Source organism: Chromobacterium sp. Ag138 (genome assembly GCF_055181315.1).
In genome coordinates this window covers 1,848,027-1,872,123 of the sequence record NZ_JBUPWA010000001.1, presented here as the reverse complement: position 1 = coordinate 1,872,123, position 24,097 = coordinate 1,848,027, and the positions used below count along the sequence as shown (strand labels likewise).

Here is a 24,097-nt window from a genome sequence, read left to right as displayed (position 1 = left end):
TGCCGCCTTGACCCCGCTCAGCATCGCCGCCGGCGTTTCCCCGCACAATCAAGGACATTCCATTTTCAGCCGAAAGCTTCAAATGTCCGACGACCATGCGATCGATCTGTCCGTCACCTGGCTGGGCCAGACCATGCCGGGCTGCCTGTACAACGCCTCCGGCGTCTGGTGCCGCGAGGCGGATGAACTGGAGGCGGTGCTCGCCTCCGCCGCGGCCGCGGTGATCAGCAAGAGCGCCACGCTGGCGCCGCGCGACGGCAATCCCGAGCCGCGCTACTGCCGCACGGCGATGGGCAGCATCAACTCCATGGGCCTGCCCAACCGCGGCTTCGACTACTACCTGGATTACGCGCGCCGCTATCGCTACGGCAGCGGCAAACCGCTGTTCCTGTCCTTGTCCGGCCTGTCGCTGGACGACAATTGCGAAATGCTGAGGCGTCTGGCGGAGGAGGGATTGCCGGCGGTGCCGGAGGTCAATCTGTCCTGCCCCAATGTGCCCGGCAAGCCGCAGCTGGGCTACGACTTCGCCGCGACGGCCGAGGCGCTGGATGCTTTCGACGCCGCCTATTCCGGCTTGTACGGCGTCAAGCTGCCGCCTTACTTCGACCCCGCCCATTTCGCCGCGATGGCGGAGATATTGAATCGCCATCGGCGGCTGGCCTTCGTCACCTGCATCAACTCGATAGGCAACGGCCTGGTGGTGGACATCGACAGCGAGGCGGTGGTCATCAAGCCCAAGGACGGCCTCGGCGGGCTGGGCGGCGATTACGTGCTGCCGACCGCGCTGGCCAATGTGCGGGAGTTTTACCGGCTGCTGCCCGGCAAGGACGTGGTCGGCTGCGGCGGGGTGAAGAGCGGGCGCGAGGCCTTCATGCACATCCTGGCCGGCGCGCGCGCGGTGCAGGTGGGCACCTGCCTGCACCACGAGGGGCCGGGCGCCTTCGCCCGCATCGCCGGCGAGCTGGCCGCGCTGATGCGGGTCAAGGGTTATCGCAGCCTGGACGCGTTCCGCGGCAGGCTGCGCGCCTTGTAGGCGGTTTGCCTCAATCGAAGCGCCAGCACGCCATCGACAGCGACCCCATCCGCCAGTCGTCGTGCAGCTTGACCGGAACCGCGTCGTCGTCCGACGCGCCCAGCGCCACCAATAGCGGCTGGAAGTGCTCGTCGCTGGGATGGTTCTCGCTCGGGTAGGGCGCGCGCTGTTGCCAGCGGACGATGTCGTCACGGCGGTTTTCCAGCAGCGCCTGGTCCATCCAGCCGGCGAAGCCCGCCGCCCACGGCGCGGGCTCGCTGCCTTCCGGGCTGAGCTCCCACAAATTATGTGTGTAGCTGCCGCTGCCCATCACCAGCACGTTTTCGTCGCGCAGCGGCTTGAGCGCCTGGCCCAGCGCGTAATGCTCGGCGGCGCCGGCCTTGTGGTGCAGCGAGATCATCACCAGCGGGATGTCGGCCTGGGGAAACATCAGCAGCAGCGGCGTCCACATGCCATGGTCCAGCGGCCGCTCGGCGGTGGCGGCCACCGGCAGGCCGGCAGCATCCAACAGGCCGATCACGCGCTCGGCCAGCGCCGCGTCGGTGGCGGCCGGGTAGCGCAGCGTGCGCAGCGCCGGCGGAAAGCCGCCGAAGTCGTACATCGTGTCGGGCCGGGGCTGCAGATTGACGGTGAGGGCGCGCGTCTCCCAGTGGGCGGATACGATGACGATGGCGCGGGGGCGCGGCCAGTCGCGGCCCAGCTGCTCCAGGAAGTGGCGGGTGGGACTGTCTTCTATCGGCAGCGTCGGCGCGCCGTGGGAGATGAACAGCGAGGGTTGTCGGGTGGTCATGATCTGTTGCCTGCAATGAGGGTATGGCAACAGCTTACGCCGGCATGGCGGTTAAAAAAACGTCGGTTTTCTCACTTAATTGTTTACTTTGGTTCAATAAATATCGGCTCAACGCGCGGCCGACGCCGCCGCGGGGCGCGGCGCGGGCGCTACGCCGTGTTGCAGCCACAGCAGGCAGCCGGCGCAGAAGATGGCTAGGCCCAGCCAACGCCGCCAGCGGCGGCGCGGCGCAGGGGCAGGTTTGTTGGCCCTGTGGCGGGAAGGGAAGGGGCTGACGGTTTGCATGGTGGCTCTCACGTGCATGGCTTTCCATAATAATGATAATGATTATCATTTAAATCAAGGGGGAAGAAAAAGCCGGCGGAGCTTTCGCCCGGCCGGCCATTCAGCTCAGTGTCAGATCTTCAGGCCCAGCGCCTTGGCCACGCCGGCGCCGTAGGCGGGATCTGCCTTGGCGCAGTTGGCGATGTGGCGGCGCTTGATCGCCTCGTCGACGCCGCCCATCGCGCGGGCGGTATTGTCGAACAGCACTTGTTGCTGGGCCGGCGTCATCAGCCGGAACAGCGCGCCGGGCTGGCTGTAGTAGTCGTCATCGTCCGCGCGGAAGTCGTAGTGGTAGGCGTTGCCTTGCAGCGCCAGCGGCGGCTCGTCGAACGCCGGCTGCTGTTGCCACTTGCCCTGGCTGTTCGGCTCGTAGCCGATGGTGGCGCCGGCGTTGCTGTCCACCCGCATCGCGCCGTCGCGGTGATAGCTGTTGTGGAAGGGGCAGCGCGGCGCGTTGACCGGGATCAGGTGGTGATTGACACCCAGCCGGTAGCGCTCGGCGTCGCCGTAGGCGAACAAGCGGCCCTGCAGCATGCGGTCGGGCGAGAAGCTGATGCCCGGCACCACGTTGGCCGGGTTGAACGCGGCCTGCTCCACGTCGGCGAAGTAGTTCTGCGGATTGCGGTTCAGCTCCAGCACGCCCACTTCGATCAGCGGGTAGTCCTTGTGCGACCACACCTTGGTCAGGTCGAAGGGGTTGAAGGGACAAGCGTCGGCCTGGGCTTCGGTCATCACTTGGATATACATGGTCCAGCGCGGGAAATCGCCGCGGTCTATGCTCTCCAGCAGGTCGCGCTGCGCGCTCTCGCGATCCTGGCCTACCAGCTTTTCCGCCTCGGCGTCGCTCAGGTTCCGGATGCCCTGCTGGGTGTGGAAGTGGAACTTGACCCAGTGGCGCTCGCCCTTGGCGCTGATCAGGCTGAAGGTGTGGCTGCCGAAGCCGTGCATGTGGCGGTAGCTGGCCGGAATGCCGCGGTCGCTCATCACGATGGTGACCTGGTGCAGCGCTTCGGGCAGCAGCGTCCAGAAATCCCAGTTGGCGTTGGCGTCGCGCATATTGGTGTACGGATTGCGTTTCACCGCGCGGTTGAGGTCGGGGAATTTCAGCGGGTCGCGCAGGAAGAATACCGGCGTGTTGTTGCCCACCAGGTCCCAGTTGCCCTCCTCGGTGTAGAACTTGACGGCGAAGCCGCGGATGTCGCGCTCGGCGTCGGCCGCGCCGCGCTCGCCGGCGACGGTGGAGAAGCGCAGGAACAGATCAGTCTTCTTGCCGACCTGGGAGAACAGCGCGGCGCGGGTGTAGCGGCTGATGTCGTGGGTGACGGTGAAGGTGCCGAAGGCGCCGGAGCCTTTGGCGTGCATCCGCCGTTCCGGAATCACTTCGCGGTCGAAATGGGCCAGCTTCTCCAGATACCAGACATCTTGCAGCAGCATCGGGCCGCGAGGACCGGCGGTCTGCACGTTCTGGTTGTCGACGACCGGGGCGCCGGCGGCGGTGGTGAGGTTGTGCTTGCTCATCCTGCTTTCTCCTTGAGTGGGGCGAATCGACGGAAGGGAACTCATTGCAGCCAGGCGAAGCCGGACCACATTTCCAGCAAGGTGTGATGCCAGTTTTGTTTCATGACTCTCTCCCGATAGTTGACGCTCGCAGTATCCGCAAGTTTGATAGTTTTGTTAAATCAATTATTTTAAGTTGATAGTTAGTTTTTCTTAATGACGGCGAACGGGCCGCGCGCGCGGGCGCAAAAAACCCGGCGGGGCCGGGTTGTTCGCGGGTGGAATGAGGGATCAGTCCCAGGGCACGTCGACGGCGCTGCCCGCGTCGGATGGGGCCGACTGCGGGGCTGGCGCCTGCGTCGGCGTTGCGGCGGCCGGCTGCGCCTGGCTGTCTTCCAGGCCGCCCAGCGCCTCCACCAGCGCTTCCACCAGTTCGCCCAGCTCTTCGCTCATCAGGATGAAAGTGGCTTCGAACAGGCTTTCGCGGTCGTCGCCGGCCTGGCTGGCCTCGTCCTGCAGCATGTCCAGGAACTGGATGCGCTTCAGTTGCAGGGTGTCAGTCAGCTGGAAGCGGATTTTCTCGTTCCAGATCAGGCCCAGCTTGGTGGCCTGCTTGCCGGTGGCGATGTGCTGGCGGATCTCGTCGCTGGTCAGATCGATGCGGCTGCAGCGCACCACCGCGCCGTTTTCGCTGCCGTCCTTCAGTTCGCAGTCGGCGTCCAGCTCGAAGCCGCCCGGGGCTTCGCCGGCGGCCAGCCAGTCGGTCATCGCGGTGTGCGGCGCGATCCGGGTGCGCGGCAGCGCGGCGGGAAAGGGCGGCAGCGCCTCGCGCAGCTTGGAGACCAGCGCCTCGGCCTTGCTGGACGAGCCGGAGTCCACCATCAGCCAGCCGCGGGCGATGTCCAGGTAGGCGCTGGTGCGGCCGCTGCGCACGAAGGCGCGCGGCAGCAGGTCGTCGGTGATTTGCTCTTTCAGCGCGAGCTTTTCCTTGCGGCCGACCTTGCGCAGCTCCTTGTCTTCGATCTCCTGCACCTTCATGTCGACGAAGTCGCGGATCACCGAAGCCGGCAAAACCTTGTCTTCGCGGCGCATGGAAACCATCAGGCTGCCGCGGGCGGCGTAGACCGGCGCTTCCAGGTGCCCGGCGGGCGGAACCCAGCCTTCGCTGAACCAATCCAGGCCCATGCAGGGTTGAAACGGACGTTTTTCCAATGCCTGCAACAGCTTATCGGCGTCCACCAGGCTTTCGCCGCTCAAACGATAAAAAGATAGTTGCCTAAACCACATATTTGTTCCATAATGCGCGTCCTCTGAAGCCGCTGATTGTACCGCAGCAAGCGATGCAGCAGCAGTTTTTCAGACAAGCAGTTTGTAAGCGGTCGTCGGAGTGTAGCTTAGCCTGGTAGAGCGCTACGTTCGGGACGTAGAGGCCGGAGGTTCGAATCCTCTCACTCCGACCAGTTAACAAATCGCTTGTCAGAAAATGAAGTCTGAGGTAAAGTAGCTTCCCTCGACGCAAGTCGAAAAGCAGCAAAATCGGAGTGTAGCTTAGCCTGGTAGAGCGCTACGTTCGGGACGTAGAGGCCGGAGGTTCGAATCCTCTCACTCCGACCAGAATTCAAAAAAGCCTTGATTTTCAAATTCAGAGAATCAGGGCTTTTTTTACAGATTGGTTCGCCGGTATAGCTCAGTTGGTAGAGCAGCGCATTCGTAATGCGAAGGTCGGGGGTTCGACTCCTCTTACCGGCACCATAAAGATCAAGGGGGTTAGCCGGCTATGTCGTCTAGCCCCTTTTCTATTTGTGCCATATTTGTGTCACGACTGTTCAGAATGATATCTGGACTGTCCCGGGTGCAGTAGACAAACTCCCGCCTCACGCCGAGGCCCGCTCAAAGGCCTCGGGACTGATGCCGCCCAGGTGACTGTGGCGGCGGGTTCGATTGTAAAAAGCTTCGATGTAATCGAATACATCTGACTTGGCCAAGTCGCGGGTTTTGTAAATCCGTTTGCGGATACGCTCCTTCTTCAGACTGCTGAAGAAGGACTCTGCTACGGCGTTATCCCAGCAATTGCCACGTCGACTCATGCTGGTTTCAAGGTTGTGGGAGAGACAGAATCGGCGCCAATCATCACTGCCATATTGCGAGCCCTGATCTGAATGGACCAGCACGCGACCAGTAGGCTTGCGCCGCCACAGCGCCATCAGCAGGGCATTCAACGCCAATTCGCGGTTCAATGTGGGTTTCATCGACCAGCCCACCACCTTGCGTGAGAACAAGTCGATCACCACCGCCAAGTAAAGCCAGCCCTGCCAGGTGCGGATGTAGGTAATGTCCGTTACCCAGGCTTGGTCAGGTTGTGATGTCGTGAATTCGCGGTTCAGATGGTTGGGGGCCAACAAGGAAGGGCGACCAGCAATAGGCCGTGGTGCCTTATAACCGCGCTGAGCCTTGATACTGTGTTGCCGCATGATTCGGGCAACACGGTGTTTGCCGCATGCCTCACCGATCTCGCGCAGGTCACCCAGAACTCGACGCGACCCATACACCCCACCACTAGCTCGCCAGGAGTCGCGAATCAACGCCAGCAATCTGGCATCTTCCTTGGCGTGGTCGGACTCGGGGCGGTGTAGCCATTGATAGAAGCCGGCACGCGCAACTTGCAACAAACGGCACATGGTCGTCAGCGGCCAGGTATGTCGATGCTCGTTCATGAAGCGGTACCTTACTCGGACTCCCTGGCAAAGTACCGCGCGGCTTTTTTTAGAATATCTCGCTCTTCTTCTGTGCGACGCAGTTGCGCCTTCAGGCGAAGGATTTCGCTCTTGGCTTCGATCAGTTCAGCAGCTTGCTTCTCAGAGTTGTCCGGGGTGACAGCTTTCACCCACTTGTACAGGCTATGGCTAGAAACCCCAAGCCGAGCGGAAACCTCGGCCACGGAGTCGCCACGCTCGGTGACTTGTTTGACGGCTTCCTCTTTGAATTCTGGGGTGAAACGCGGTGTGTTCATGGACATCCTCCTATGCTCAAATCATAAGGCAGGAATGCCTACAGGAGCCGAGGCAGTTCAGCATCCGGAACAATCTGTCGCACTATGGAGGGTGCCCGGGAATGAGGCGCTATAACTAATATTTTCGTTTTAAACTCATTTTTGAAATTTTGTATTGAGTGAGGGGATTGTTAATCGATTTAAATTGCTAGTTCGCGTTGGATAGTTGCAGTGCAAAATGATTTTGAATTATTATGACAATGGATTTATTGTGTTGAATAATAATTTATGCATGGAGAACTGTGATGAGAATAGACCTTCCATTAAGCGCTTTAGGAGGAACGCCAATTGACGATGGAGCTGCAAAACAAACTTCAGCTCCGCCTGCTAGTCAGAATGTTGCTTCTCAATCGCAAGTTATCGCTGCTAAAGCAAATGTGGCTATTACGCCATCGACAATTGTCACGCTGAGTGGACAAAAAGTTGCAGAGCAGCATACTTATGCAGAGCTAAAAGCGACCGCATCTCCCAATTCTGCACCATCGCAAGTATTTGGGTGTGTTGGTGGTGGTGCATATGGTATTGTGGCCGGCGTGTGCAATGATGGATCAGGGAATAAAATTGCATATGCTGGCGTTGGCACGCCAGGAGCAGGAGGCATGGCCGGTACGGTTGTGAATGGGACAGCTGCAGACCATTTAGCTGGTTTCTCTGGAACAGCAATTGCACCAAATGGAACCGGTATAGGTTATGCGCCGGGAACGCCCGGAACGGTATCGACAGTAGTCGGAACCCCTGGTGCAAGCGTGACATATGGTGTGCCGCTGGCCTCCAGTAGTGAGACCGGTAAGCCGTATGAGTTTAGTACCGAGCCTAAGGTTACAACTAATCCATATGAATGTACCAAGTCTGAATATGAAGGGCCATTTGGTATTGGGTCTGGTAATGTATTTGGTAGTGACGCTGGTAATGATATCGAGTTGAACGGTGCATTTAGTGGTGGTGCCAGTAACCGACATGAACTTGAAGAAGAGATGGCATAAAATTAGGTTCTGATTGGATAACCTTGCACACTTTAGTGTGCAAGGCTTACTGCAAGGTAATTTTAAATGTGGATGCAGAATGTTGTGCCGGCTTTGTTGATGATCCCTTTTTTTTATTACATATATTGGGAGATGGGGCGCCGTGACAGGATTGCGCGTGATATGGCAAGGAAATGGTTAGAGGCGAATCACCCTGGTTGTGTGATTAAGTCTATGAAATCTTCTAAAGCACATATGCCAATTGTTGTCGTGCTAAGTGTCTATACGCCAAAGAATGAAGATTTTGAAATCAAGCTGAGAGTGGGGACAGTTTTTGGAGGGATATTTTCTGACAAGGTTGAGGTCGTATATGTCAGGAAAGTTAAAAAAAGTGAATCTCAGTAGGTGGGGAATATAGCTTTTGATTTAAAGTTGTAGGATTAAGGGTATTCACAGTCATGTGGAAGTGAATGGTAAGTGATAAGGCGTTCTAGAAATGTTCAATAGGTTGCCGTTAAATTTTAAAGCCGCGAAAGCGGCTTTTTTTATTGGGAGTGGCGCTGTTGCACAAATCCTTCTCCACCGCAGCTTGATCTGGGGTTCGACTCCTCTTACCGGTGCCGTAAAGATCAGGGGCTTAGTCGCGAGACTAAGCCATTTTCTTTTCTGGATATTCCCTTCTCTAATAATTTCATCTATTTCTGCTTCGATAGGCTATGGCCGGATTTTTAATCTTCGGATGTGCGAACTTGAAGCCTGCAGTCAACTTGCGTCTTCTTGATGATGGAAGTTTTAAACGGCGGGCGCGAAATCGGAGTGCGGGCTGAAGCTGATGGCGCGGTGTTTCGGGATGTTCTGCGATCGCTGATCGCAGCGGGCGGATGGTTTTGGATTGTTTTCGAAAAAACCGATAGTCGATTCGAAACTTTGAATTGCATTTCATTGCTTGCGGCTATTCAATGCTTGAGTCATCTCGAAATGCACGGAGTTAGAACATGAACCAACCTTCCCGCGCGCCCTTGATCCTGGCGCTGGTGCTGGTCGGCCTGAACCTCAGGCCGTCGATGGCCGCCATCGGACCGTTGCTGACCTCGATCCGCAACAGCATTCCCCTGAGCTACACATTGGTTTCGCTGCTGACCATGCTGCCGGTGCTGGCGATGGGCTTCGCGATGTTCCGCGGCGCGCGGCTGGCGGCGCGCTGGGGCGAGCACCGCGCCATCGCGGTTTCCCTGCTGGTGATCGGCCTGGCCAGCCTGGCCAGGCTGTACGCGTCGACGGCGCTCGACCTGATCCTGAGCGCGGTGGTGGCCGGGGCGGGCATCGCCGTGATCCAGTCGGTGATGCCGGGCATCATCAAGAGCCGCTTTCCGGACGCGGTGGCGCTGCTGATGGGGGTGTACGTCACCGCCATCATGGGCGGCGCCGCGCTGTCCGCTTCGGCGTCGCCTTTCATCGGCGGCTGGCTGGGCGACTGGCAACACGCGCTGGCCGCCTGGTCGGCGCTGGCGGCGGTGGCGCTGGCCGCCTGGTATGCGATCCGCGGCGAGATCGTGTCGTTCTCCGCCGCCGAGCAGGGCGCGGCGGCGCCGGCGGAGTCGTTCTCCAGCCGGCCTCGGGCCTGGCTGCTGGGCATCTTCTTCGGCCTGGGCACCGCGTCTTATACCTGCGTGCTGGCCTGGCTGCCGCCGTTCTACGTGGAGCAGGGCTGGCAGGATACGCACGCTGGCTTGCTGCTGGCCTATCTGACCAGCATGGAGGTGGTGTCCGGCCTGGTGACGCCGGCGCTGGCCAGCCGCAGCCTGGACCGCCGCCCGGTGCTGTTGCTGGTGCTGGCTTCGGTGATCGCCGGCTTCTGCGGCCTGATCCTGGCGCCGACCGCCTACCCCATCGTCTGGGCCGGTCTGCTGGGCTTTGGCATCGGCGGGCTATTCCCGATGAGCCTGATCGTGGCGATGGATCACATGGACGCGCCGCGCCGCGCCGGCCAGTTGACGGCCTTCGTGCAAGGGGTCGGCTATCTGATCGCCGCGCTGTCGCCGCTGATCGCCGGCTACATCAAGGATGTGTCGTCCAGCTTCACCCAGGCCTGGCTGCTGCTGGCGCTGGTGTCGGCAGGCATGGTGGCGATGGTGGCGCGGTTCCGTCCCGCCGAATATCCAAGGCACTTCGCCATCCCGGCCGGACAGCGCTGAGTCTGGGTTAAATGTTGGCGCAGGCGCGGATCAGTTGCTGGCGCAGCCAGATGTTGGCCTGGCTGTTGGCCAGCGCCGCGCTCCACACCATGTCCAGCGTGAAGTCGGGCATGCCGTCGGGCACCGGACGCGCGCCGATATTGGGCTGCTGGCGCTTCACCCGCTCGTGTATCCGCCGCGGCAGCATCAGCAGCAGATCGGTGCCGGGCAGCAGCTCGATGGCCGAATAGTAGCTGTTGGCCCGCGCCGCGATGGTGCGGTGGCGGCCCTGGGAGCGCAGCCAGCCGTCCACCATATTGCTGTCGGAGACCCAGGGGGTTGGAAACACGTGCCGCCTCTCCAGCATGTCGTCCAGCGGCAGGGGGAGCGGGTCGTCCTCTCCGTCCTGCACCGCCAGCAGATGGTCGCGGAACAGTGTCTGGGTGGCCAGGCCGGGGTAGGTGCGATAGAAGCCGGGGCCGAAGAAGATGGCCAGATCGATCTGGCCGCCGACGATGTCCGCGTAGGGCAGGTCTTTTTCTGGTTTCTTGATGTTGATCGAGACCCGGTAGCCGGCTTCCAGGATGTTCTTCATCAGCTCCGGCATCACCAGTATCTCGAAGTATTCCGGCGCGTAGATGGTGAAGGAGGATGTGTCCGCATTGGGATTGAAGGCGGTGTCCTCCTGAACGCATTCCGCCATCTGGTTCAGGATGTTCTGGATGCGGGGCGACAGCGCCTCCGCGCGCTGGGTCGGGCTCATGCCGAGCCGGGAGTTGATGAACAGTTCGTCGTTGAAGCAGTCGCGCAGCCGTTTCAGGCAGTAGCTGATGGTCGACTGGCTGACGCTGAGCTGTTCCGCCACTTCGGTAACGCTTCTGTGCTTGTGGAGCAGCTGGAAAATGACCAGATCCTGAAAGTCGAGCTTGCGGACTCGGTTGTTGAGCAGCATGGCTTGTTGATCCCGGATGGATTCCGTAGGCGGGTTCGCTAACGGGAATCATTTGTTTTTCTAAGCGGAGCGGGCCGTATGTTGATGGCCGGCTGCGGCGTCGGTGCGTAGATGGCTGCAAAGCTGAGCGAGCAAAGAATTTAAATGATAAATGAATATCACTTTGCGCGTATATTATGACAAATATCATGCCGACTGTGCCATCATTCTGTTTCGGCAAAGGGACATTCCGTTGCGGAGAGGTCGCCATAAAAACGGATGCGCGGACAGGCATGGCGGCCATGCAGAGCAGGGTGCGCATTTTTTTCAAAAAAGGCTTGCCAGGCTCAATTCGGCAAGGTATATTTCTCCTCTCTCGAAACGCAACGCGGTTTGAGAAGTGTTGGCAGTTAGCTCAGTTGGTAGAGCATCGGATTTTGATTCCGAGGGTCACAGGTTCGAGCCCTGTACTGCCTGCCAGAATGCGTGAAAAGCCCCAGGCGGATGCCTGGGGCTTTTTGCATTTCCGCGGCCTGCGAGAAAAGCCCGCCGGGCGCGGGCTTGGCCTTTGGGTGGCTTATTGTCCCCCGGCTGCGAGTAGCGGCGAATAGCCGAGCTCGCGCAGTTTTCTCATCGCTTCGTCGGCCTCGGCGCGGTTTTTGAACGGACCCAGTTGCACCCTGGTGACGGTGTGGGCGGCGATGCCGTGTTTTTGCAGGTCTCGCACCAGTTTCTGCGCGTTGCTCATGCTGGAGAACAGGCCTAGCTGGACTTGATAGCCAACCGAGCTGCCCGCCGGCTCCGCCTTGGCCGGGCTGGGCGCGGCCGCCGCCGGTGAGGGGGTGGTCTCTGCCGGGGCCGGCGCGGCGCGTTGCGCCGGCGGCTTGGCCTGCGCTTCCTTGGACGGGGGCGTGGCTTGTTTTTCCGTCTGAGGCTGCGGCGCGGCCTGTCGCTGGGCGTGGTTCGCCGGCGGCGCGGCGTGGCGCGGCGCTTGCTGGTTGGCGATGGCGGGAGTCTTGCTCAGGTCCGGGGTTGCCGGAATGGCCTCGGCGGGCGAGGCGGGCGCGCGGTTGACGGTTTCGGCCGCCGGGGCGCTGCTTTGCGCGGCCGGCGCGCTGGCGGGCTTGATCTGGACGGTGATGGCGCCGGCGTCGGGCGACGAGGCCGGCTTGATGATTTTGCCGGAGCTGGGGCTTTGCGCCTCGCTGCTCATTTCCACCTTGGGCTTGGTCAGCGCGTCCATCAGCGGAATGGCGGCCAGCGCGACGGCGACCAGGCCGCCGGCGATCCAGAGCCGTTTTTTCAGCTTGCCGTTGAGATTGGATTCGTCTTCGCCGTCGTACGGCTGCTGCTGTTGGTTTTGTTCGCGCATGGTGCCTGATCGGAATATGCAGCACGTGATTGAAAACGCTGCTAAAATAGCGGGTTCGTCAGAATTGGGTAACCCGAGTGGCGTAATAATACTCAAGTTTAGCCACTTGTCTTGTCGTTAGGGAGAATTTATATGGCAATCGAACGCACCTTGTCCATCGTTAAGCCGGACGCTGTAGCCAAAAACGTGATCGGCAAAATCTACGACCGCTTCGAGTCCGCGGGCCTGAAGATCGTCGCAGCCAAGATGAAGCAACTGTCCCGCGCCGAAGCCGAAGGCTTCTACGCCGTGCACAAAGAGCGTCCTTTCTTCAAGGACCTGGTTGACTTCATGGTTTCCGGCCCGGTGATGATCCAGGCGCTGGAAGGCGAGAACGCCGTGCTGAAGAACCGCGAACTGATGGGCGCCACCGATCCGAAGAAAGCTGAAGCCGGCACCATCCGCGCCGACTTCGCCGAATCGATCGACGCCAACGCCGTTCACGGCTCCGACAGCGTGGAAAACGCTGCCATCGAAGTGGCTTACTTCTTCGCCGCTTCCGAAATCAGCTCCCGCTGATTCAAAAGTAGTTGAATGACCGGAGGTCGCCGCTGCCGGCGGCCTCTTTTGCCTGCTGAGGATTGCATGAAAACCAACCTGCTCGACTTCAATCTGGACCAGCTCACCCGGCATTTCGCCGAGATGGGCGAGAAGCCGTTCCGCGCCAAGCAAGTGATGCGCTGGATGCACCAGATGGCCGAAGACGATTTCGACGCGATGACCGACCTCGCCAAGAGCCTGCGCGCCAAGCTGCACGAGCGCGCCGAGGTGGGCGTGCCGTCGCTGATGACCGGGCAGGAGTCCAGTGATGGCACCCGCAAGTGGCTGCTCGACGTCGGCACCGGCAACGGTGTGGAAACCGTGTTCATTCCGGAAGACGACCGCGGCACCTTGTGCGTGTCATCCCAGGTGGGTTGCGCGCTGGAGTGCACGTTCTGCTCCACCGGCCGCCAGGGATTCAACCGCAACCTGTCCACCGCCGAGATCATCGGCCAGCTGTGGTGGGCCAATAAGGCGATGGGCGTGACGCCCAAGAACGAGCGCGTGGTGTCCAATGTGGTGATGATGGGCATGGGCGAGCCGCTGGCCAACTTCGACAACGTGGTCAGCGCGATGCAGATCATGCTGGACGACCACGGCTACGGCCTGTCCCGCCGCCGCGTGACGCTGTCCACCTCCGGCCTGGTGCCGCAGATGGACCGGCTGCGCGAAGAGTGCCCGGTGGCGCTGGCGGTATCGCTGCACGCGTCCAACGACGCGATCCGCGACGTGATCGTGCCGATCAACAAAAAATACCCGCTTGCCGAACTGATGGCCGCCTGTAGCCGCTACCTGGAAAAGGCCCCGCGCGATTTCATCACCTTTGAATATGTGATGCTTGACGGGGTCAACGATAGGCCGGAACATGCTCGCCAGCTGCTGGAGCTGGTGCGGGACGTGCCTTGCAAGTTCAATCTGATCCCGTTCAACCCGTTCCCGAACTCGGGTTATGATCGCTCCAGCAACAACGCGATTCGCATTTTCCGTGAAATTCTGCAAGAACAAGGTTACGTGGTGACCGTGCGCAAGACCCGCGGCGACGACATCGACGCGGCCTGCGGCCAGCTGGCCGGCCAGGTGCAGGACAAGACGCGGCGCCAGGCCAAGTGGACGCAGATCATAGAGGACAGGAAATCATGACGTCATGGCGGGGGAGATGGGCTGGATGGCTGTTGGCATTTGGCGTAGTCGCTCCCGCCGCGGCGGATGGCAATCCGCCGGAAGTGGCGAAGATCCGCAGCCAGCTGGCGGTGGAGTACGCCAGGATAGGCAATCTCAAGTCCGCGCTGGACAACGCCAACCAGGCGGTGGCGGCGGACGCGGCCTATGTCACCGGCTATCTGAGCCGGGCTTACGTGCTGGGCCTGCTGCAGATGGACGACCGGGCGGAGCAGGATTACCTGCAGGCGCTGCGGCTGGAGCCCGGCAATCCGCAGGCCAACAACAATTACGGCTTGTTCCTGTGCGAGCACGGCCGGGAGCAGGACTCGCTGGCCCTGTTCCAGAAGGCGCTGGCCAATCCGTTGTATGATTCGCCACAATCGGCTTATTTGAATCTGGGCCGCTGCAGCGCCAAGCTGGGGCGGACGGATCAGGCCAACGATTATTTGCTGGGCGCTTTGCGCGTCGCGCCCAACTACGGGCCGGCGTTGAGCGAACTGGCCGAAATGCATCTGGGCCTGGGCAACGCCAAGCTGGCGGCGTTCTATTTCGAACGGCTGCGCGGCGGCGGCGGGATGGACGGCCTGGGCGCCGCCGAGCTGTGGCTGGGCGCCAGGATCGCCCGCAAAACCGGTAACGCGGCGCAGGAGCGCGCATGCGAGAATGAACTAAAGAACCGGTTTCCGGACTCTAGGGAAACACAACTGCTGTTGAGTGGAAGCTGAGGATGGAAGAAAAAATCGAACATCATGACTCGCCGAGGCCCAGCGGCATCGGCGCAACCTTGAAGGCCGCCCGGGAAGCGGCCGGCCTTGGCTTGGGAGAAGTGGCGGACAGGCTGAAACTGTCGCTCAGGCAGCTGGAAGCGATAGAGCGCGACGATTTCGACTCGCTGCCCGGCGCCACCTTCGTCCGCGGCTTCGTCCGTAATTACGCCCGCTTCCTGGAAGTGGATTCCGAACCGTTGATGAAGGCGCTGGAGCAGCATTTCCCGTCGGCGGTGAACGACGTGGCCAATCTGGTCAAGGGCACCACCGCGCGCGAGCAGGCCCCGGAACCGGCGGAGCCGGTGGCAGAGGCCACGGAAGCCGGCGCCGGCAAGTGGGTGGTCCTGTTGTTGCTGGGCGTGGCCGTGGCGGGCGGCGCTTACTGGTACGCCAACCGCGACGGCTCGCCGGAGAAGCCGGCGGAGCGCGCCGCCAACGAACTGGCCCCGATGCTGACCGAGCAGTCGTCGGCCCCGGCGGCCAAGGCGGCGGCTTCCGAATCGGCTAAAGCCGCCGTTCAGGCCGCGAAGCCGGCCTCGGCGCCGGCAGCCGCCGCGGCGAAGCCGGTAGCCTCCGCCGCCCAGGCCGCCGCGAAACCGGCGGCGAGCGCGCCGGCCAAGGTGGCCAAGACGCAAGCGGCCAGCGCGCTGCAGTCTCAAGGCTCGGACAAGGTCAGCGTCAACGTCAAGGACGCTGCCTGGGTGTCGGTGCAGGACGCCGACGGCCGCAGGCTGATTTACAAGGTGATGCAGCCGGGCGATCCGGCCGAGGTGGTCGGCACCGCGCCGTTCAAGGTGGTGATAGGCAACGCCAGCCAGGTGGAGCTGAGCTACAACGGCAAGCCGGTGGACCTGGCCGACAAGATCAAGGGCACTACCGCCAAGATTCAACTCAAGTGATGCAGGGTAGCGAATGGATAGCGTGAACATCGCGCGCCGTCCCACCCGCCAGGTGCGGGTGGGACATGTTTTGGTGGGTTCGGGCGCGCCGGTGATGGTGCAGTCGATGACCAACACCGACACCGCCGACGCGGCGGGCACGGCCGAGCAGGTATACCAGCTGGCGCAGGCCGGCTCCGAAGTGGTGCGCATCACGGTCAACTCGCCGGAAGCGGCGGCCCGCGTGGCGGAAATCCGCCAGCGGCTGGACGATCTGGGCTGCGACGTGCCGCTGGTCGGCGATTTCCACTTCAACGGCGACCGCCTGCTGAAGGAATTCCCGGACTGCGCGAAGGCGCTGGCCAAGTACCGGATCAATCCGGGCAACGTCGGCAAGGGCGCCAAGGGCGACGACAAGTTCGCCTTCATGATCCGCACCGCGATGGAGCACGACAAGGCCGTCCGCATCGGCGTCAACTGGGGCAGCCTGGACCAGGCGCTGCTGGCGCGGATGATGGACGCCAACAACCGCGCGGCCGACCCGCTGCCGCTGCCCAAGCTGATGCAGGAGGCGCTGATCGTGTCGGCGCTGGAGTCGGCGGAGAAAGCGGTGGAAATCGGCCTGTCGCCGGACAACATCATCCTGTCGTGCAAGGTCAGCAATGTGCAGGACCTGATCAGCGTCTACCGCGAACTCGGCGGCCGCTGCGACTACCCGCTGCACCTGGGCCTGACCGAGGCCGGCATGGGCAGCAAGGGCATCGTCGCCTCCAGCGCCGCGCTGGCGGTCTTGCTGCAGGAAGGCATAGGCGACACCATCCGCATCTCGCTGACCCCGCAGCCGGGCGAGGCCCGCACCAAGGAAGTGGTGGTCGCTCAGGAGCTGCTGCAGACCATGGGCCTGCGCAGCTTCACGCCGCTGGTCACCGCCTGTCCGGGCTGCGGCCGCACCACCAGCACCTTCTTCCAGGAACTGGCCGACCACATCCAGAACTATCTGCGCGAGCAGATGCCGGTATGGCGGCTGCAGTACCCAGGCGTCGAGGACATGAAGGTGGCGGTGATGGGCTGCGTGGTCAACGGACCGGGCGAATCCAAGCTGGCCGACATCGGCATCTCGCTGCCCGGCACCGGCGAAGTGCCGGTGGCGCCGGTCTACGTCGACGGCCAGAAAGATGTGACGTTGAAGGGCGACAACATTCCCGCGGAGTTCACCGCCATCGTCGACGAGTACGTGAAGACCCGCTACGGGGAGGGCGGCGCCAAGCGCCGCGAGGATGGCAATCGCATCATTCCGATCCGTTCGGTGAGCGTCTGACGAAACCAGAATCCAGCTGATACAAGAAGATAGCAATGGCTCAGAAATACCAAGCGGTCAAGGGCATGAACGATGTGCTGCCGGCCGAATCCTACCAATGGGAATACTTTGAAGAGGCGCTGCGCAAGCTGCTGGCCGACTACGGCTACCAGAACATCCGCACCCCCATCGTCGAAGGCACGCCGCTGTTCGTGCGCTCCATCGGCGAAGTGACCGACATCGTCGAGAAGGAAATGTACACCTTCGTCGACAGCCTCAACGGCGACAGCCTGACGCTGCGTCCGGAAGGCACCGCCGGCACGCTGCGCGCGGTGGTCGAGCACAACCTGCTCTACAACGCCACGCCCAAGCTGTGGTACATGGGCCCGATGTATCGCCACGAGCGTCCGCAGAAGGGCCGCTACCGCCAGTTCCACCAGGTGGGCGTGGAAGCGCTGGGCCTGGCCGGTCCGGATATCGACGCCGAGATCATCGCGATGACCGCCGACCTGTGGCGCCGCCTGGGCATCAGCCAGTACGTGCGGCTGGAGATCAACTCGCTGGGCAACGCCGAAGAGCGCGCCGCCCATCGCGAGGCCCTGATCGCCTACCTGGAGCGCCACGTCGACATCCTGGACGAGGACGGCAAGCGCCGGATGCACACCAACCCGCTGCGCGTGCTGGACACCAAGAACCCGGCCTTGCAGGAAATGGCCAACGCCGCGCCCAAGCTGTCCGACTACCTGGGCGAGGAGTCGCGCGCCCATTACGAGGGCTGGAAGGCGATGATCGCCGCGCTGGGCATCGAGTACATCGAGAATCCGCGCCTGGTGCGCGGCCTCGACTATTACAACCGCTCGGTGTTCGAGTGGGTGACCTCCGAGCTGGGCGCCCAGGGCACCATCTGCGCCGGCGGCCGCTACGACGGCCTGATCGAGCAGCTGGGCGGCAAGGCCGCCTCCGGCATCGGCTTCGGCATGGGCATGGAGCGCGTGCTGCTGTTGCTGCAGGACAAGGGCCTGCTGCCGGCACAGCGCAGCGTCGACGTTTTCCTGGTCAACCAGGGCGAGGGCGCCGGCCTGTACTCGATGAAGCTCGCGCAGAGCCTGCGCGCCGCCGGTTACTCGGTGGTGCAGCATCTGGGCGACGCCAGCTTCAAGTCGCAAATGAAAAAGGCCGACGCCAGCGGCGCGCAGTTCGCGCTGATCGTCGGTGAAAACGAAATCCAGGCCGGTCAGGTGGTGGTGAAGGCGCTGCGCGCCGAAGCCGCCCAGCAGACCGTGGCGGCCGATGCGGTTCTGGCCACCCTCGCCACTCTGAAAGCTTGATAGGAAGGGGGAACGCGATGGCGTTCGACTTGCAGGAACAGGAACAGATCGATTCTCTGAAGGCATTCTGGCAGCAGTGGGGCAAGCTGATCGGCGGCGCGGTGCTGGCCGTCAGCCTGGGCTACCTAGGCTACAAGGCTTACGGCATGTACGAACGCGGCCAGTCTGAGAAGGCCGCCACCGCCTACGAGGCCGTCGACAACGCGGTGGCCGCCAAAGACATCGCCAAACTGAAATCGGCCGCGCAGCAACTGCAGGGCGAATACGCCGGCACCCTCTACGCCAGCCGCGCCGCGCTGGTGCTGGCCAAGGCCGCGTTCGACAAGAACGATCCGGCGCTGGCCGCCAGCCAGCTGGAGTGGGTATTGAAGAACGGCAAGGACGGGGAGCTGCAGGCGATCGCCCGCCTGCGCCTGGCTTCGCTGCTGCTGGACCAGAAAAAGTTCGACGGCGCGATCGGAGAGCTGAACCAGGCCCATCCGGCCGCTTTCGACGCCGAGTTCCTGGAGCTGAAGGGCGACGTGCTCGTCGCCAAGGGCGACAACAGCGGCGCCCGCGATGCCTACAAGGCCGCGCTGGCGAAGATGCTGGGCGACAGCCCGAGCCGCCAGCTGGCGCAGACCAAGCTCGACGCGTTGGGAGGCTGACCGCATGCGCCGCCAACTGTTGCTTACCGCCTTGATGTCCTCGCTGCTGCTGGCCGGCTGCGCCAGCTGGTTCGAGGGCTCCACCCAGTTCCAGCCGACGCCGCTGGCGGCGATCAAGCCGCTGCAGGCGCTGGACGTCAAATGGACGCTGCAGCAGGCCGCGCCGGCCGCCAGCTTCCTGCCGGTGTACGCCAACGGCAATGTGGTGACCGCCGACGTGGAAGGCCGCATCCGCAGCGTGGACGCGCTGTCCGGCCGCGCGCAGTCCGACGTGTCGCTCAAGCGCGCGTTGGCCAGCGGCGTGGCCGTCGCCGGCGACACCGTGCTGGTCGGCACGCAGGACGCCAAGCTGTTGGCCGTCAACCGCACCAGCGGCAAGATCCTATGGGAACAGCCGCTGACCAGCCTGATGCTGGAAGCGCCGCAGATCGCCGGCGACATCGCCGTGGTCCGCACCAACGACGCCCGCCTGACCGGCTTCAGCCTGGCCGACGGCAAGCAGCAATGGTCGGTGGTGAACGTGCTGCCGCAACTGACCGTGCGCAACAACGGCTCGATGCAGTCGGTGGGCAAGGAAGCGGTGATGGTGGGGCAGGCCGGCGGCCGCGTCGACATCGTCAATCCGCTCACCGGCAACACCATCTGGCAGGGCGCGGTGGCGACGCCGCGCGGCGCCACCGAGCTGGAGCGCGTCACCGACCTCACCAGCCGGCCGGTTTTCGACGGCGGCCAGGTGTGCGCCGTGGCCTACCAAGGCCGCGTGGCGTGCTTCGACGCCCGTTCGGGCAGCCTGCAGTGGGCGCGCGAGGTGTCGTCCAGCCGCGGCGTGGCTGTGGATGCCCGCAATGTCTACGTGACGGCGGAAGACGGCTCGATCTGGGCGTATGATCGCCAGAGCGGGCGCAATGTATGGAAAAACGACGACCTCAAATACCGTGGCGTCTCCGGTCCCGCGATGATCGGACGTTTCGTGCTGGTGGTGGACGGCGAGGGCTATGCCCATCTGCTGTCCAACGAGAGCGGAGGCATCGTCGGACGCAACAAGATCGGCACCACCGGGCCGGTCAATCAACCGGTGTCGCTCGGCTCTTCCGTCCTGATCCAGGGACAGGACGGCCGCTTGGCGATGCTGAATCTGGGATAAGCAGTTTTAGATGAAACCTACCGTAGCGCTGGTCGGCCGCCCCAATGTGGGCAAGTCGACCCTTTTCAACCGGCTGACTCGCAGCCGCGACGCGCTGGTCGCCGACCAGCCGGGCCTGACGCGTGACCGACACTACGGCCAAGGCCGGGTCGGCGAGAAGCCGTACCTGGTGGTCGACACCGGCGGCTTCGAGCCGGTGGTGGACGAAGGCATCCTGTTCGAGATGGCCAAGCAGACACTGCAGGCCGTCGACGAGGCGGACGCCGTGGTGTTCTTGGTGGACGGCCGCTCCGGCCTGACGCCGCAGGACAAGATCATCGCCAACCGCCTGCGCCAGCTTGACCGCCCGGTCTTCCTGGCCGTCAACAAGGCGGAGGGCATGAAGCACGCGATCGCCGGCGCCGAGTTCCACGAACTGGCGCTGGGCGAACCGCTGGTGATCTCCGCCGCCCACGGCGACGGCGTGCGCGAACTGATGGAGCTGGTGCTGGAAGGCTTCCCCGACGAGGTGGAAGAAGAAGACAGCCGTCATCCGAAGTTCGCCGTGATCGGCCGCCCCAACGTCGGCAAGTCCACGCTGGTGAACGCCATCCTCGGCGAAGAGCGGGTGATCGCCTTCGACCAGGCCGGGACCACGCGCGACAGCATCTATATTGATTTTGAGCGCGAAGGCCATACCTATACCATCATCGACACCGCAGGCGTGCGCCGCCGAGCCAAGGTCAACGAGATGCTGGAGAAGTTTTCCGTCATCAAGACCATGAAGGCGATCGAGGACGCCAACGTCGCGGTGCTGGTGCTCGACGCGCAGCTGGACATCTCCGAGCAGGACGCCACCATCGCCGGCTTCGCGCTGGAAGCGGGCCGCGCCTTGGTGGTGGCGGTGAACAAGTGGGACAATCTGGACGGCGAACAGAAGGAAAACGTGCGCCGCGAGATCGCCCGCAAGCTGAATTTCCTGGATTTCGCAAAGTTTCATTACATCTCGGCCATCGAAGGCCGCGGTGTGGCAGACTTGTTCAAGTCCATCGACGAAGCCTACCGCGCGGCCATGGCCAAGCTGGCGACGCCCAAGCTCACCCGCGTGCTGCAGGTGGCGCTGGAGCGTCAGCAGCCGCCGCGCTCCGGCCTGATCCGTCCCAAGATGCGCTATGCGCACCAGGGCGGCCAGAACCCGCCGATAATCGTGGTGCACGGCAACGCGCTGGACAGCATTCCGGCCAGTTATACCCGCTATCTCGAGCACACTTTCCGTAAAGTGTTCAAGCTGCAGGGGACGCCGCTGAGAGTGCAGTACAAGTCGTCGGATAATCCGTTCGACAACGATGAAAAGGACAAGCCGCGGGCCAAGGCCAAGCCAATGTCCAAGATGCGGGGCAGGGAAAAGGAAGTTCGCTACGGCAAAAACAGCAAGAAATAGTACGGCGGAATGTTTTCTGCTAAAAATAAGCAGGCCGTCGCGCTGTTCGCTGGACAGTTAATACAACAATCAACGATTCGGAGAAAAACGAATGAGCTCTAAAGGGCAAATGTTACAAGACCCCTTCCTGAATATCCTGCGCAAGGAACACGTGCCGGTTTCCATTTATCTGGTTAACGGCATCAAGCTGCAAGGTCAGGTTGAATCTTTCGACCAATACGTCGTTCTGTTGAAGAACACGGTGACGCAGATGGTTTACAAGCACGCCATCTCCACCGTGGTTCCGGCCCGCCCGGTCAACATCCCGCACGAGCATCCGGCGCAAAAGCAGGAACAGGCGCAGGACGCTTAAGCCGTCTTCGCTTCGCCGATCGGGCCGATTGGCCGCATCCCAGGATGCGGCCATTCGGCCTTTGTCATTTATCGCCGTACTCAATATGGTTAGCAAACAGTGTTTGATCGTCCCGACTTAGGCGACCAGGCCATCCTGGTCAGCCTGGATTTTGGTGATGCCGACTACCAGGAAAGCGTCGCGGAGTGCGCCGAGCTGGTGCGCGGCAGCAAGGTGGAAATCCTGGGCATGGTGCAGGGCAAGCGCCAGCGTCCCGACGCGGCGCTGTTCGCCGGCAAGGGCAAGGTGGAGGAGATCGCCGCTATGGTGCGGGCCACCGGCGCCAACGTGGTGATCTTCAACCACGCGCTGTCGCCGGGCCAGGAGCGCAACCTGGAGCGCGCGCTGCAATGCCGCGTGATCGACCGCAACAGCCTGATCCTGGACATCTTCGCCCAGCGCGCGCGCAGCCACGAAGGCAAGTTGCAGGTGGAACTGGCCCAGCTGTCGCATCTGTCCACCCGCTTGGTGCGCGGCTGGACCCACTTGGAGCGGCAGAAGGGCGGCGTCGGCCTGCGCGGCCCGGGCGAAACCCAGCTGGAAACCGACCGGCGGTTGCTGGGCATTCGGGTCAAGGCGCTGAAGGATAGGCTGGCCCAGGTGCAAAAGCAGCGCAACACCCAGCGCAAGAGCCGCAACCGCGCCGGCGTCGCCTCGGTGTCCATCGTCGGCTACACCAACGCCGGCAAATCCACGCTGTTCAACGCGCTGACCAAGGCCAACATCTACGCCGCCGATCAATTGTTCGCTACGCTGGATACCACCAGCCGCAAGCTGTTCCTCCACCACCAGGCCTCGGTGGTGGTGTCGGACACCGTCGGTTTCATCCGCGATCTGCCGCATACGCTGGTGGCGGCGTTCCGCGCGACGCTGGAGGAGACGGTGCAGGCCAATCTGCTGCTGCACGTGGTGGACTGCGCCAACGATACGCGCGACGCGCAGATAGACGAAGTCAACAAGGTGCTGGCCGAAATCGAGGCCGACGGCATCCCGCAGCTGATCGTGTGGAACAAAAGCGATCTGCGCGAGCTGCCGCCGGAGATCGAGCGGGACGAGGAGGGCGTGATCGTCTCGGTGCGCGTGTCGGCGTTGAAGGGCGAAGGCCTGGAACTCTTGCGCGAGGCGATTGCCGAACGGGTGCAACCTTTCGCAAACAACCATAAAGAACCATACGAGCATGTCGCAGAATGACCCGAACCGTGGCCGCAACGGCCAGAATGGGCCACCGGACCTCGATGAAGTGTTCCGTGATCTGAACCGAAAACTGTCCCGCCTCTTGGGCGGCAAGCCCGATAAGGGCGGCCAGGGCGGCAATCAGGGCGGCCGCCCCGGCGCGTCGTTCACGCCGCCGTCGTACAAGGGCGGCGCCGCCGTCGTGGTCGGCGTGCTGGCCGCCTTGTGGCTGGCCAGCGGCTTCTACATCGTCGACGCCCGCGAGGAGGGCGTGGTGCTGAGGCTGGGCAGCTACAACCGCCTGACCGAGCCCGGCCTGCAATGGCATGCGCCGTACCCGTTCGAGAAGGCCGAGATCGTCAACCTGACCGAGTTGCGCAGCATCGAAGTGGGCTACCGCGGCAGCGCGCAGAACCGCGTGCCGGAAGAATCGCTGATGCTGACCTCGGACCAGAACATCATCGACGTGCAGCTGTCGGTGCAGTACGACATCAAGGACGCGCGCGCCTTCCTGTTCAACAACGCCGCGCGCGAGCGCGACGGCAAGGATCTGGTCAAGCAGGCCGCAGAAACCGCGATCCGCGAGGTGGTAGGCCGCAACAAGGTGGACTTCGTGCTGAACGAAGGCCGCGCCCAGATCGCCGCCGACGCCCGCAAGCTGATCCAGGAGGTGCTGGACCGCTATCGCGCCGGCATCCGCGTCGCCAAGGTCAACATCAACGACGTGCAGCCGCCGCAGGCGGTGCTGGCGGCGTTCGACGACGCCGTGAAGGCCGGCCAGGACAAGGACAAGCTGCGCAACGAGGGCATGGCCTACGCCAACGAGGTGGTGCCCAAGGCCAAGGGCATGGCTTCGCGACTGGTGCAGGAGGCCGAAGGCTACCAGCAGCAGGTGGTGGAGCGCGCCCAGGGCGATGCCGAGCGTTTCAAGCAAGTGTTGCCTGAATACAACAAGGCGCCCAAGGTCATGCGCGACCGGCTGTACCTGGACATGATGCAGCAGATCATGAACAACAGCAGCAAGGTGCTGGTGGACCAGAAGGGCGGCAACAGCCTGCTCTACCTGCCGCTGGACAAGCTCACGCAGATGGCGTCACCGGGCGCCGCCGCTGCGGCGCAACCCTCCGCAACCCCGGTCCCCGAGGCTCCGGCCCAGCCGGCTTCGGGGGGGGGGGGGGGG

The 24,097-nt window shown here is 62.6% G+C and carries 22 protein-coding genes and 3 tRNA genes; 19 read left to right on the top strand and 6 right to left on the bottom strand.

From position 1 onward, the window contains the following. The first annotated feature begins 82 nt into the window (after window positions 1–82). Window positions 83–1,033: a dihydroorotate oxidase gene (locus ACY3GB_RS08460; protein ID WP_463088351.1), complete on the top strand. Its 951-nt coding sequence runs from the start codon at window positions 83–85 to the stop codon at window positions 1,031–1,033. Window positions 1,034–1,043: 10 nt separating this feature from the next. Here the strand turns inward: ACY3GB_RS08460 and ACY3GB_RS08455 are convergent, their stop codons facing one another. The 3 genes from ACY3GB_RS08455 to ACY3GB_RS08445 form a co-directional block, all read right to left on the bottom strand. After that, window positions 1,044–1,823, bottom strand: a complete 780-nt coding sequence (locus ACY3GB_RS08455; RefSeq protein ID WP_463088350.1) for a DODA-type extradiol aromatic ring-opening family dioxygenase — start codon at window positions 1,821–1,823, stop codon at window positions 1,044–1,046. Between the two features lie 396 nt (window positions 1,824–2,219). After that, window positions 2,220–3,665, bottom strand: coding sequence for a catalase (locus ACY3GB_RS08450; RefSeq protein ID WP_463088349.1), 1,446 nt, complete (start codon window positions 3,663–3,665; stop codon window positions 2,220–2,222). Window positions 3,666–3,935: 270 nt separating this feature from the next. Further along, on the bottom strand, window positions 3,936–4,931 hold the full coding sequence (locus tag ACY3GB_RS08445; RefSeq protein ID WP_463088348.1) for a recombination-associated protein RdgC: 996 nt from the start codon (window positions 4,929–4,931) through the stop codon (window positions 3,936–3,938). Window positions 4,932–5,027: 96 nt separating this feature from the next. Here ACY3GB_RS08445 and ACY3GB_RS08440 point away from each other — a divergent pair. The 3 genes from ACY3GB_RS08440 (at window position 5,028) to ACY3GB_RS08430 (ending at window position 5,396) form a co-directional block, all read left to right on the top strand. Further along, window positions 5,028–5,104 (top strand) — tRNA-Pro (locus ACY3GB_RS08440). A 77-nt stretch (window positions 5,105–5,181) separates the two neighbouring features. Next, a tRNA-Pro gene (locus tag ACY3GB_RS08435) sits at window positions 5,182–5,258 on the top strand. Between the two features lie 62 nt (window positions 5,259–5,320). After that, a tRNA-Thr gene (locus ACY3GB_RS08430) sits at window positions 5,321–5,396 on the top strand. A gap of 122 nt (window positions 5,397–5,518) precedes the next feature. On the opposite strand, the gene ACY3GB_RS08425 is transcribed toward ACY3GB_RS08430, so the two are convergent. Next, a protein-coding gene (locus ACY3GB_RS08425) for an IS3 family transposase (protein WP_463088347.1) occupies window positions 5,519–6,654 on the bottom strand; the annotation gives its coding sequence in 2 pieces (ribosomal slippage) (window positions 5,519–6,402 and window positions 6,402–6,654; 1,137 coding nt in all). A gap of 284 nt (window positions 6,655–6,938) precedes the next feature. On the opposite strand from ACY3GB_RS08425, the gene ACY3GB_RS08420 reads away from it, so the two are divergent. The 3 genes from ACY3GB_RS08420 to ACY3GB_RS08410 all read left to right on the top strand — a co-directional run bounded on the left by ACY3GB_RS08420 (window position 6,939) and on the right by ACY3GB_RS08410 (window position 9,850). Then, on the top strand, window positions 6,939–7,676 hold the full coding sequence (locus ACY3GB_RS08420) for a hypothetical protein (RefSeq protein ID WP_463088346.1): 738 nt from the start codon (window positions 6,939–6,941) through the stop codon (window positions 7,674–7,676). A 66-nt stretch (window positions 7,677–7,742) separates the two neighbouring features. Next, window positions 7,743–8,060 (top strand): hypothetical protein, encoded by a 318-nt coding sequence (locus ACY3GB_RS08415; protein ID WP_463088345.1) that lies wholly within the window; start codon window positions 7,743–7,745, stop codon window positions 8,058–8,060. 590 nt (window positions 8,061–8,650) lie between these two features. Further along, window positions 8,651–9,850, top strand: a complete 1,200-nt coding sequence (locus ACY3GB_RS08410; protein WP_463088344.1) for a cyanate transporter — start codon at window positions 8,651–8,653, stop codon at window positions 9,848–9,850. Window positions 9,851–9,857: 7 nt separating this feature from the next. Here the strand turns inward: ACY3GB_RS08410 and ACY3GB_RS08405 are convergent, their stop codons facing one another. Further along, window positions 9,858–10,781, bottom strand: a complete 924-nt coding sequence (locus tag ACY3GB_RS08405; protein WP_463088343.1) for a LysR family transcriptional regulator — start codon at window positions 10,779–10,781, stop codon at window positions 9,858–9,860. Between the two features lie 556 nt (window positions 10,782–11,337). Further along, the gene (locus ACY3GB_RS08400; protein ID WP_463088342.1) at window positions 11,338–12,132 is read right to left on the bottom strand and encodes an SPOR domain-containing protein; all 795 of its coding nucleotides are present in this window, start codon (window positions 12,130–12,132) and stop codon (window positions 11,338–11,340) included. A gap of 132 nt (window positions 12,133–12,264) precedes the next feature. On the opposite strand from ACY3GB_RS08400, the gene ndk reads away from it, so the two are divergent. The 12 genes from ndk to hflK all read left to right on the top strand — a co-directional run. Beyond that, a complete protein-coding gene (ndk, locus tag ACY3GB_RS08395) occupies window positions 12,265–12,690 on the top strand; it encodes a nucleoside-diphosphate kinase (RefSeq protein ID WP_011137089.1) in 426 nt (141 codons plus the stop codon). Window positions 12,691–12,756: 66 nt separating this feature from the next. Beyond that, window positions 12,757–13,851: a dual-specificity RNA methyltransferase RlmN gene (rlmN, locus tag ACY3GB_RS08390; RefSeq protein WP_463088341.1), complete on the top strand. Its 1,095-nt coding sequence runs from the start codon at window positions 12,757–12,759 to the stop codon at window positions 13,849–13,851. Between the two features lie 32 nt (window positions 13,852–13,883). Further along, on the top strand, window positions 13,884–14,597 hold the full coding sequence (gene pilW / locus ACY3GB_RS08385) for a type IV pilus biogenesis/stability protein PilW (protein WP_463088340.1): 714 nt from the start codon (window positions 13,884–13,886) through the stop codon (window positions 14,595–14,597). 2 nt (window positions 14,598–14,599) lie between these two features. After that, window positions 14,600–15,538 carry a helix-turn-helix domain-containing protein gene (locus tag ACY3GB_RS08380; protein ID WP_463088339.1) on the top strand — a complete coding sequence of 313 codons (939 nt, stop codon included), beginning with the start codon at window positions 14,600–14,602 and terminating at the stop codon, window positions 15,536–15,538. Between the two features lie 13 nt (window positions 15,539–15,551). Further along, on the top strand, window positions 15,552–16,835 hold the full coding sequence (gene ispG, locus ACY3GB_RS08375) for a flavodoxin-dependent (E)-4-hydroxy-3-methylbut-2-enyl-diphosphate synthase (RefSeq protein WP_463088338.1): 1,284 nt from the start codon (window positions 15,552–15,554) through the stop codon (window positions 16,833–16,835). 35 nt (window positions 16,836–16,870) lie between these two features. Continuing rightward, window positions 16,871–18,142, top strand: a complete 1,272-nt coding sequence (hisS, locus tag ACY3GB_RS08370) for a histidine--tRNA ligase (RefSeq protein WP_070979509.1) — start codon at window positions 16,871–16,873, stop codon at window positions 18,140–18,142. 17 nt (window positions 18,143–18,159) lie between these two features. Next, complete coding sequence (locus ACY3GB_RS08365; RefSeq protein WP_463088337.1) at window positions 18,160–18,789, top strand: YfgM family protein; 630 nt, start codon at window positions 18,160–18,162, stop codon at window positions 18,787–18,789. Between the two features lie 4 nt (window positions 18,790–18,793). Further along, a complete protein-coding gene (gene bamB, locus ACY3GB_RS08360) occupies window positions 18,794–19,933 on the top strand; it encodes an outer membrane protein assembly factor BamB (RefSeq protein WP_463088336.1) in 1,140 nt (379 codons plus the stop codon). Window positions 19,934–19,943: 10 nt separating this feature from the next. Beyond that, window positions 19,944–21,353: a ribosome biogenesis GTPase Der gene (gene der, locus ACY3GB_RS08355; RefSeq protein ID WP_046158348.1), complete on the top strand. Its 1,410-nt coding sequence runs from the start codon at window positions 19,944–19,946 to the stop codon at window positions 21,351–21,353. 91 nt (window positions 21,354–21,444) lie between these two features. After that, window positions 21,445–21,705, top strand: coding sequence for an RNA chaperone Hfq (gene hfq, locus ACY3GB_RS08350; protein ID WP_011137080.1), 261 nt, complete (start codon window positions 21,445–21,447; stop codon window positions 21,703–21,705). 99 nt (window positions 21,706–21,804) lie between these two features. Continuing rightward, entirely contained in the window at window positions 21,805–22,935 is a 1,131-nt protein-coding gene (hflX, locus tag ACY3GB_RS08345; protein ID WP_463088335.1) for a ribosome rescue GTPase HflX, read from the top strand. Continuing rightward, on the top strand, window positions 22,922–24,097 hold a 1,176-nt coding region (gene hflK / locus ACY3GB_RS08340; RefSeq protein ID WP_463088334.1), incomplete at its 3' end, for an FtsH protease activity modulator HflK. The genes hflX and hflK, both read left to right, overlap by 14 nt.

Coding starts and splice junctions, on each gene's coding strand:
- ACY3GB_RS08380 (WP_463088339.1), top strand. CDS start 14,600: ATGGAAGAAAAAATCGAACATCATGACTCGCCGAGGCCCAGCGGCATC.
- ACY3GB_RS08400 (WP_463088342.1), bottom strand. CDS start 12,132: ATGCGCGAACAAAACCAACAGCAGCAGCCGTACGACGGCGAAGACGAA.
- ACY3GB_RS08450 (WP_463088349.1), bottom strand. CDS start 3,665: ATGAGCAAGCACAACCTCACCACCGCCGCCGGCGCCCCGGTCGTCGAC.
- bamB (WP_463088336.1), top strand. CDS start 18,794: ATGCGCCGCCAACTGTTGCTTACCGCCTTGATGTCCTCGCTGCTGCTG.
- ACY3GB_RS08410 (WP_463088344.1), top strand. CDS start 8,651: ATGAACCAACCTTCCCGCGCGCCCTTGATCCTGGCGCTGGTGCTGGTC.
- ACY3GB_RS08460 (WP_463088351.1), top strand. CDS start 83: ATGTCCGACGACCATGCGATCGATCTGTCCGTCACCTGGCTGGGCCAG.
- hfq (WP_011137080.1), top strand. CDS start 21,445: ATGAGCTCTAAAGGGCAAATGTTACAAGACCCCTTCCTGAATATCCTG.
- ACY3GB_RS08365 (WP_463088337.1), top strand. CDS start 18,160: ATGGCGTTCGACTTGCAGGAACAGGAACAGATCGATTCTCTGAAGGCA.
- der (WP_046158348.1), top strand. CDS start 19,944: ATGAAACCTACCGTAGCGCTGGTCGGCCGCCCCAATGTGGGCAAGTCG.
- ispG (WP_463088338.1), top strand. CDS start 15,552: ATGGATAGCGTGAACATCGCGCGCCGTCCCACCCGCCAGGTGCGGGTG.
- hisS (WP_070979509.1), top strand. CDS start 16,871: ATGGCTCAGAAATACCAAGCGGTCAAGGGCATGAACGATGTGCTGCCG.
- ACY3GB_RS08445 (WP_463088348.1), bottom strand. CDS start 4,931: ATGTGGTTTAGGCAACTATCTTTTTATCGTTTGAGCGGCGAAAGCCTG.
- ACY3GB_RS08420 (WP_463088346.1), top strand. CDS start 6,939: ATGAGAATAGACCTTCCATTAAGCGCTTTAGGAGGAACGCCAATTGAC.
- ACY3GB_RS08405 (WP_463088343.1), bottom strand. CDS start 10,781: ATGCTGCTCAACAACCGAGTCCGCAAGCTCGACTTTCAGGATCTGGTC.
- ndk (WP_011137089.1), top strand. CDS start 12,265: ATGGCAATCGAACGCACCTTGTCCATCGTTAAGCCGGACGCTGTAGCC.
- ACY3GB_RS08415 (WP_463088345.1), top strand. CDS start 7,743: ATGTGGATGCAGAATGTTGTGCCGGCTTTGTTGATGATCCCTTTTTTT.
- ACY3GB_RS08455 (WP_463088350.1), bottom strand. CDS start 1,823: ATGACCACCCGACAACCCTCGCTGTTCATCTCCCACGGCGCGCCGACG.
- rlmN (WP_463088341.1), top strand. CDS start 12,757: ATGAAAACCAACCTGCTCGACTTCAATCTGGACCAGCTCACCCGGCAT.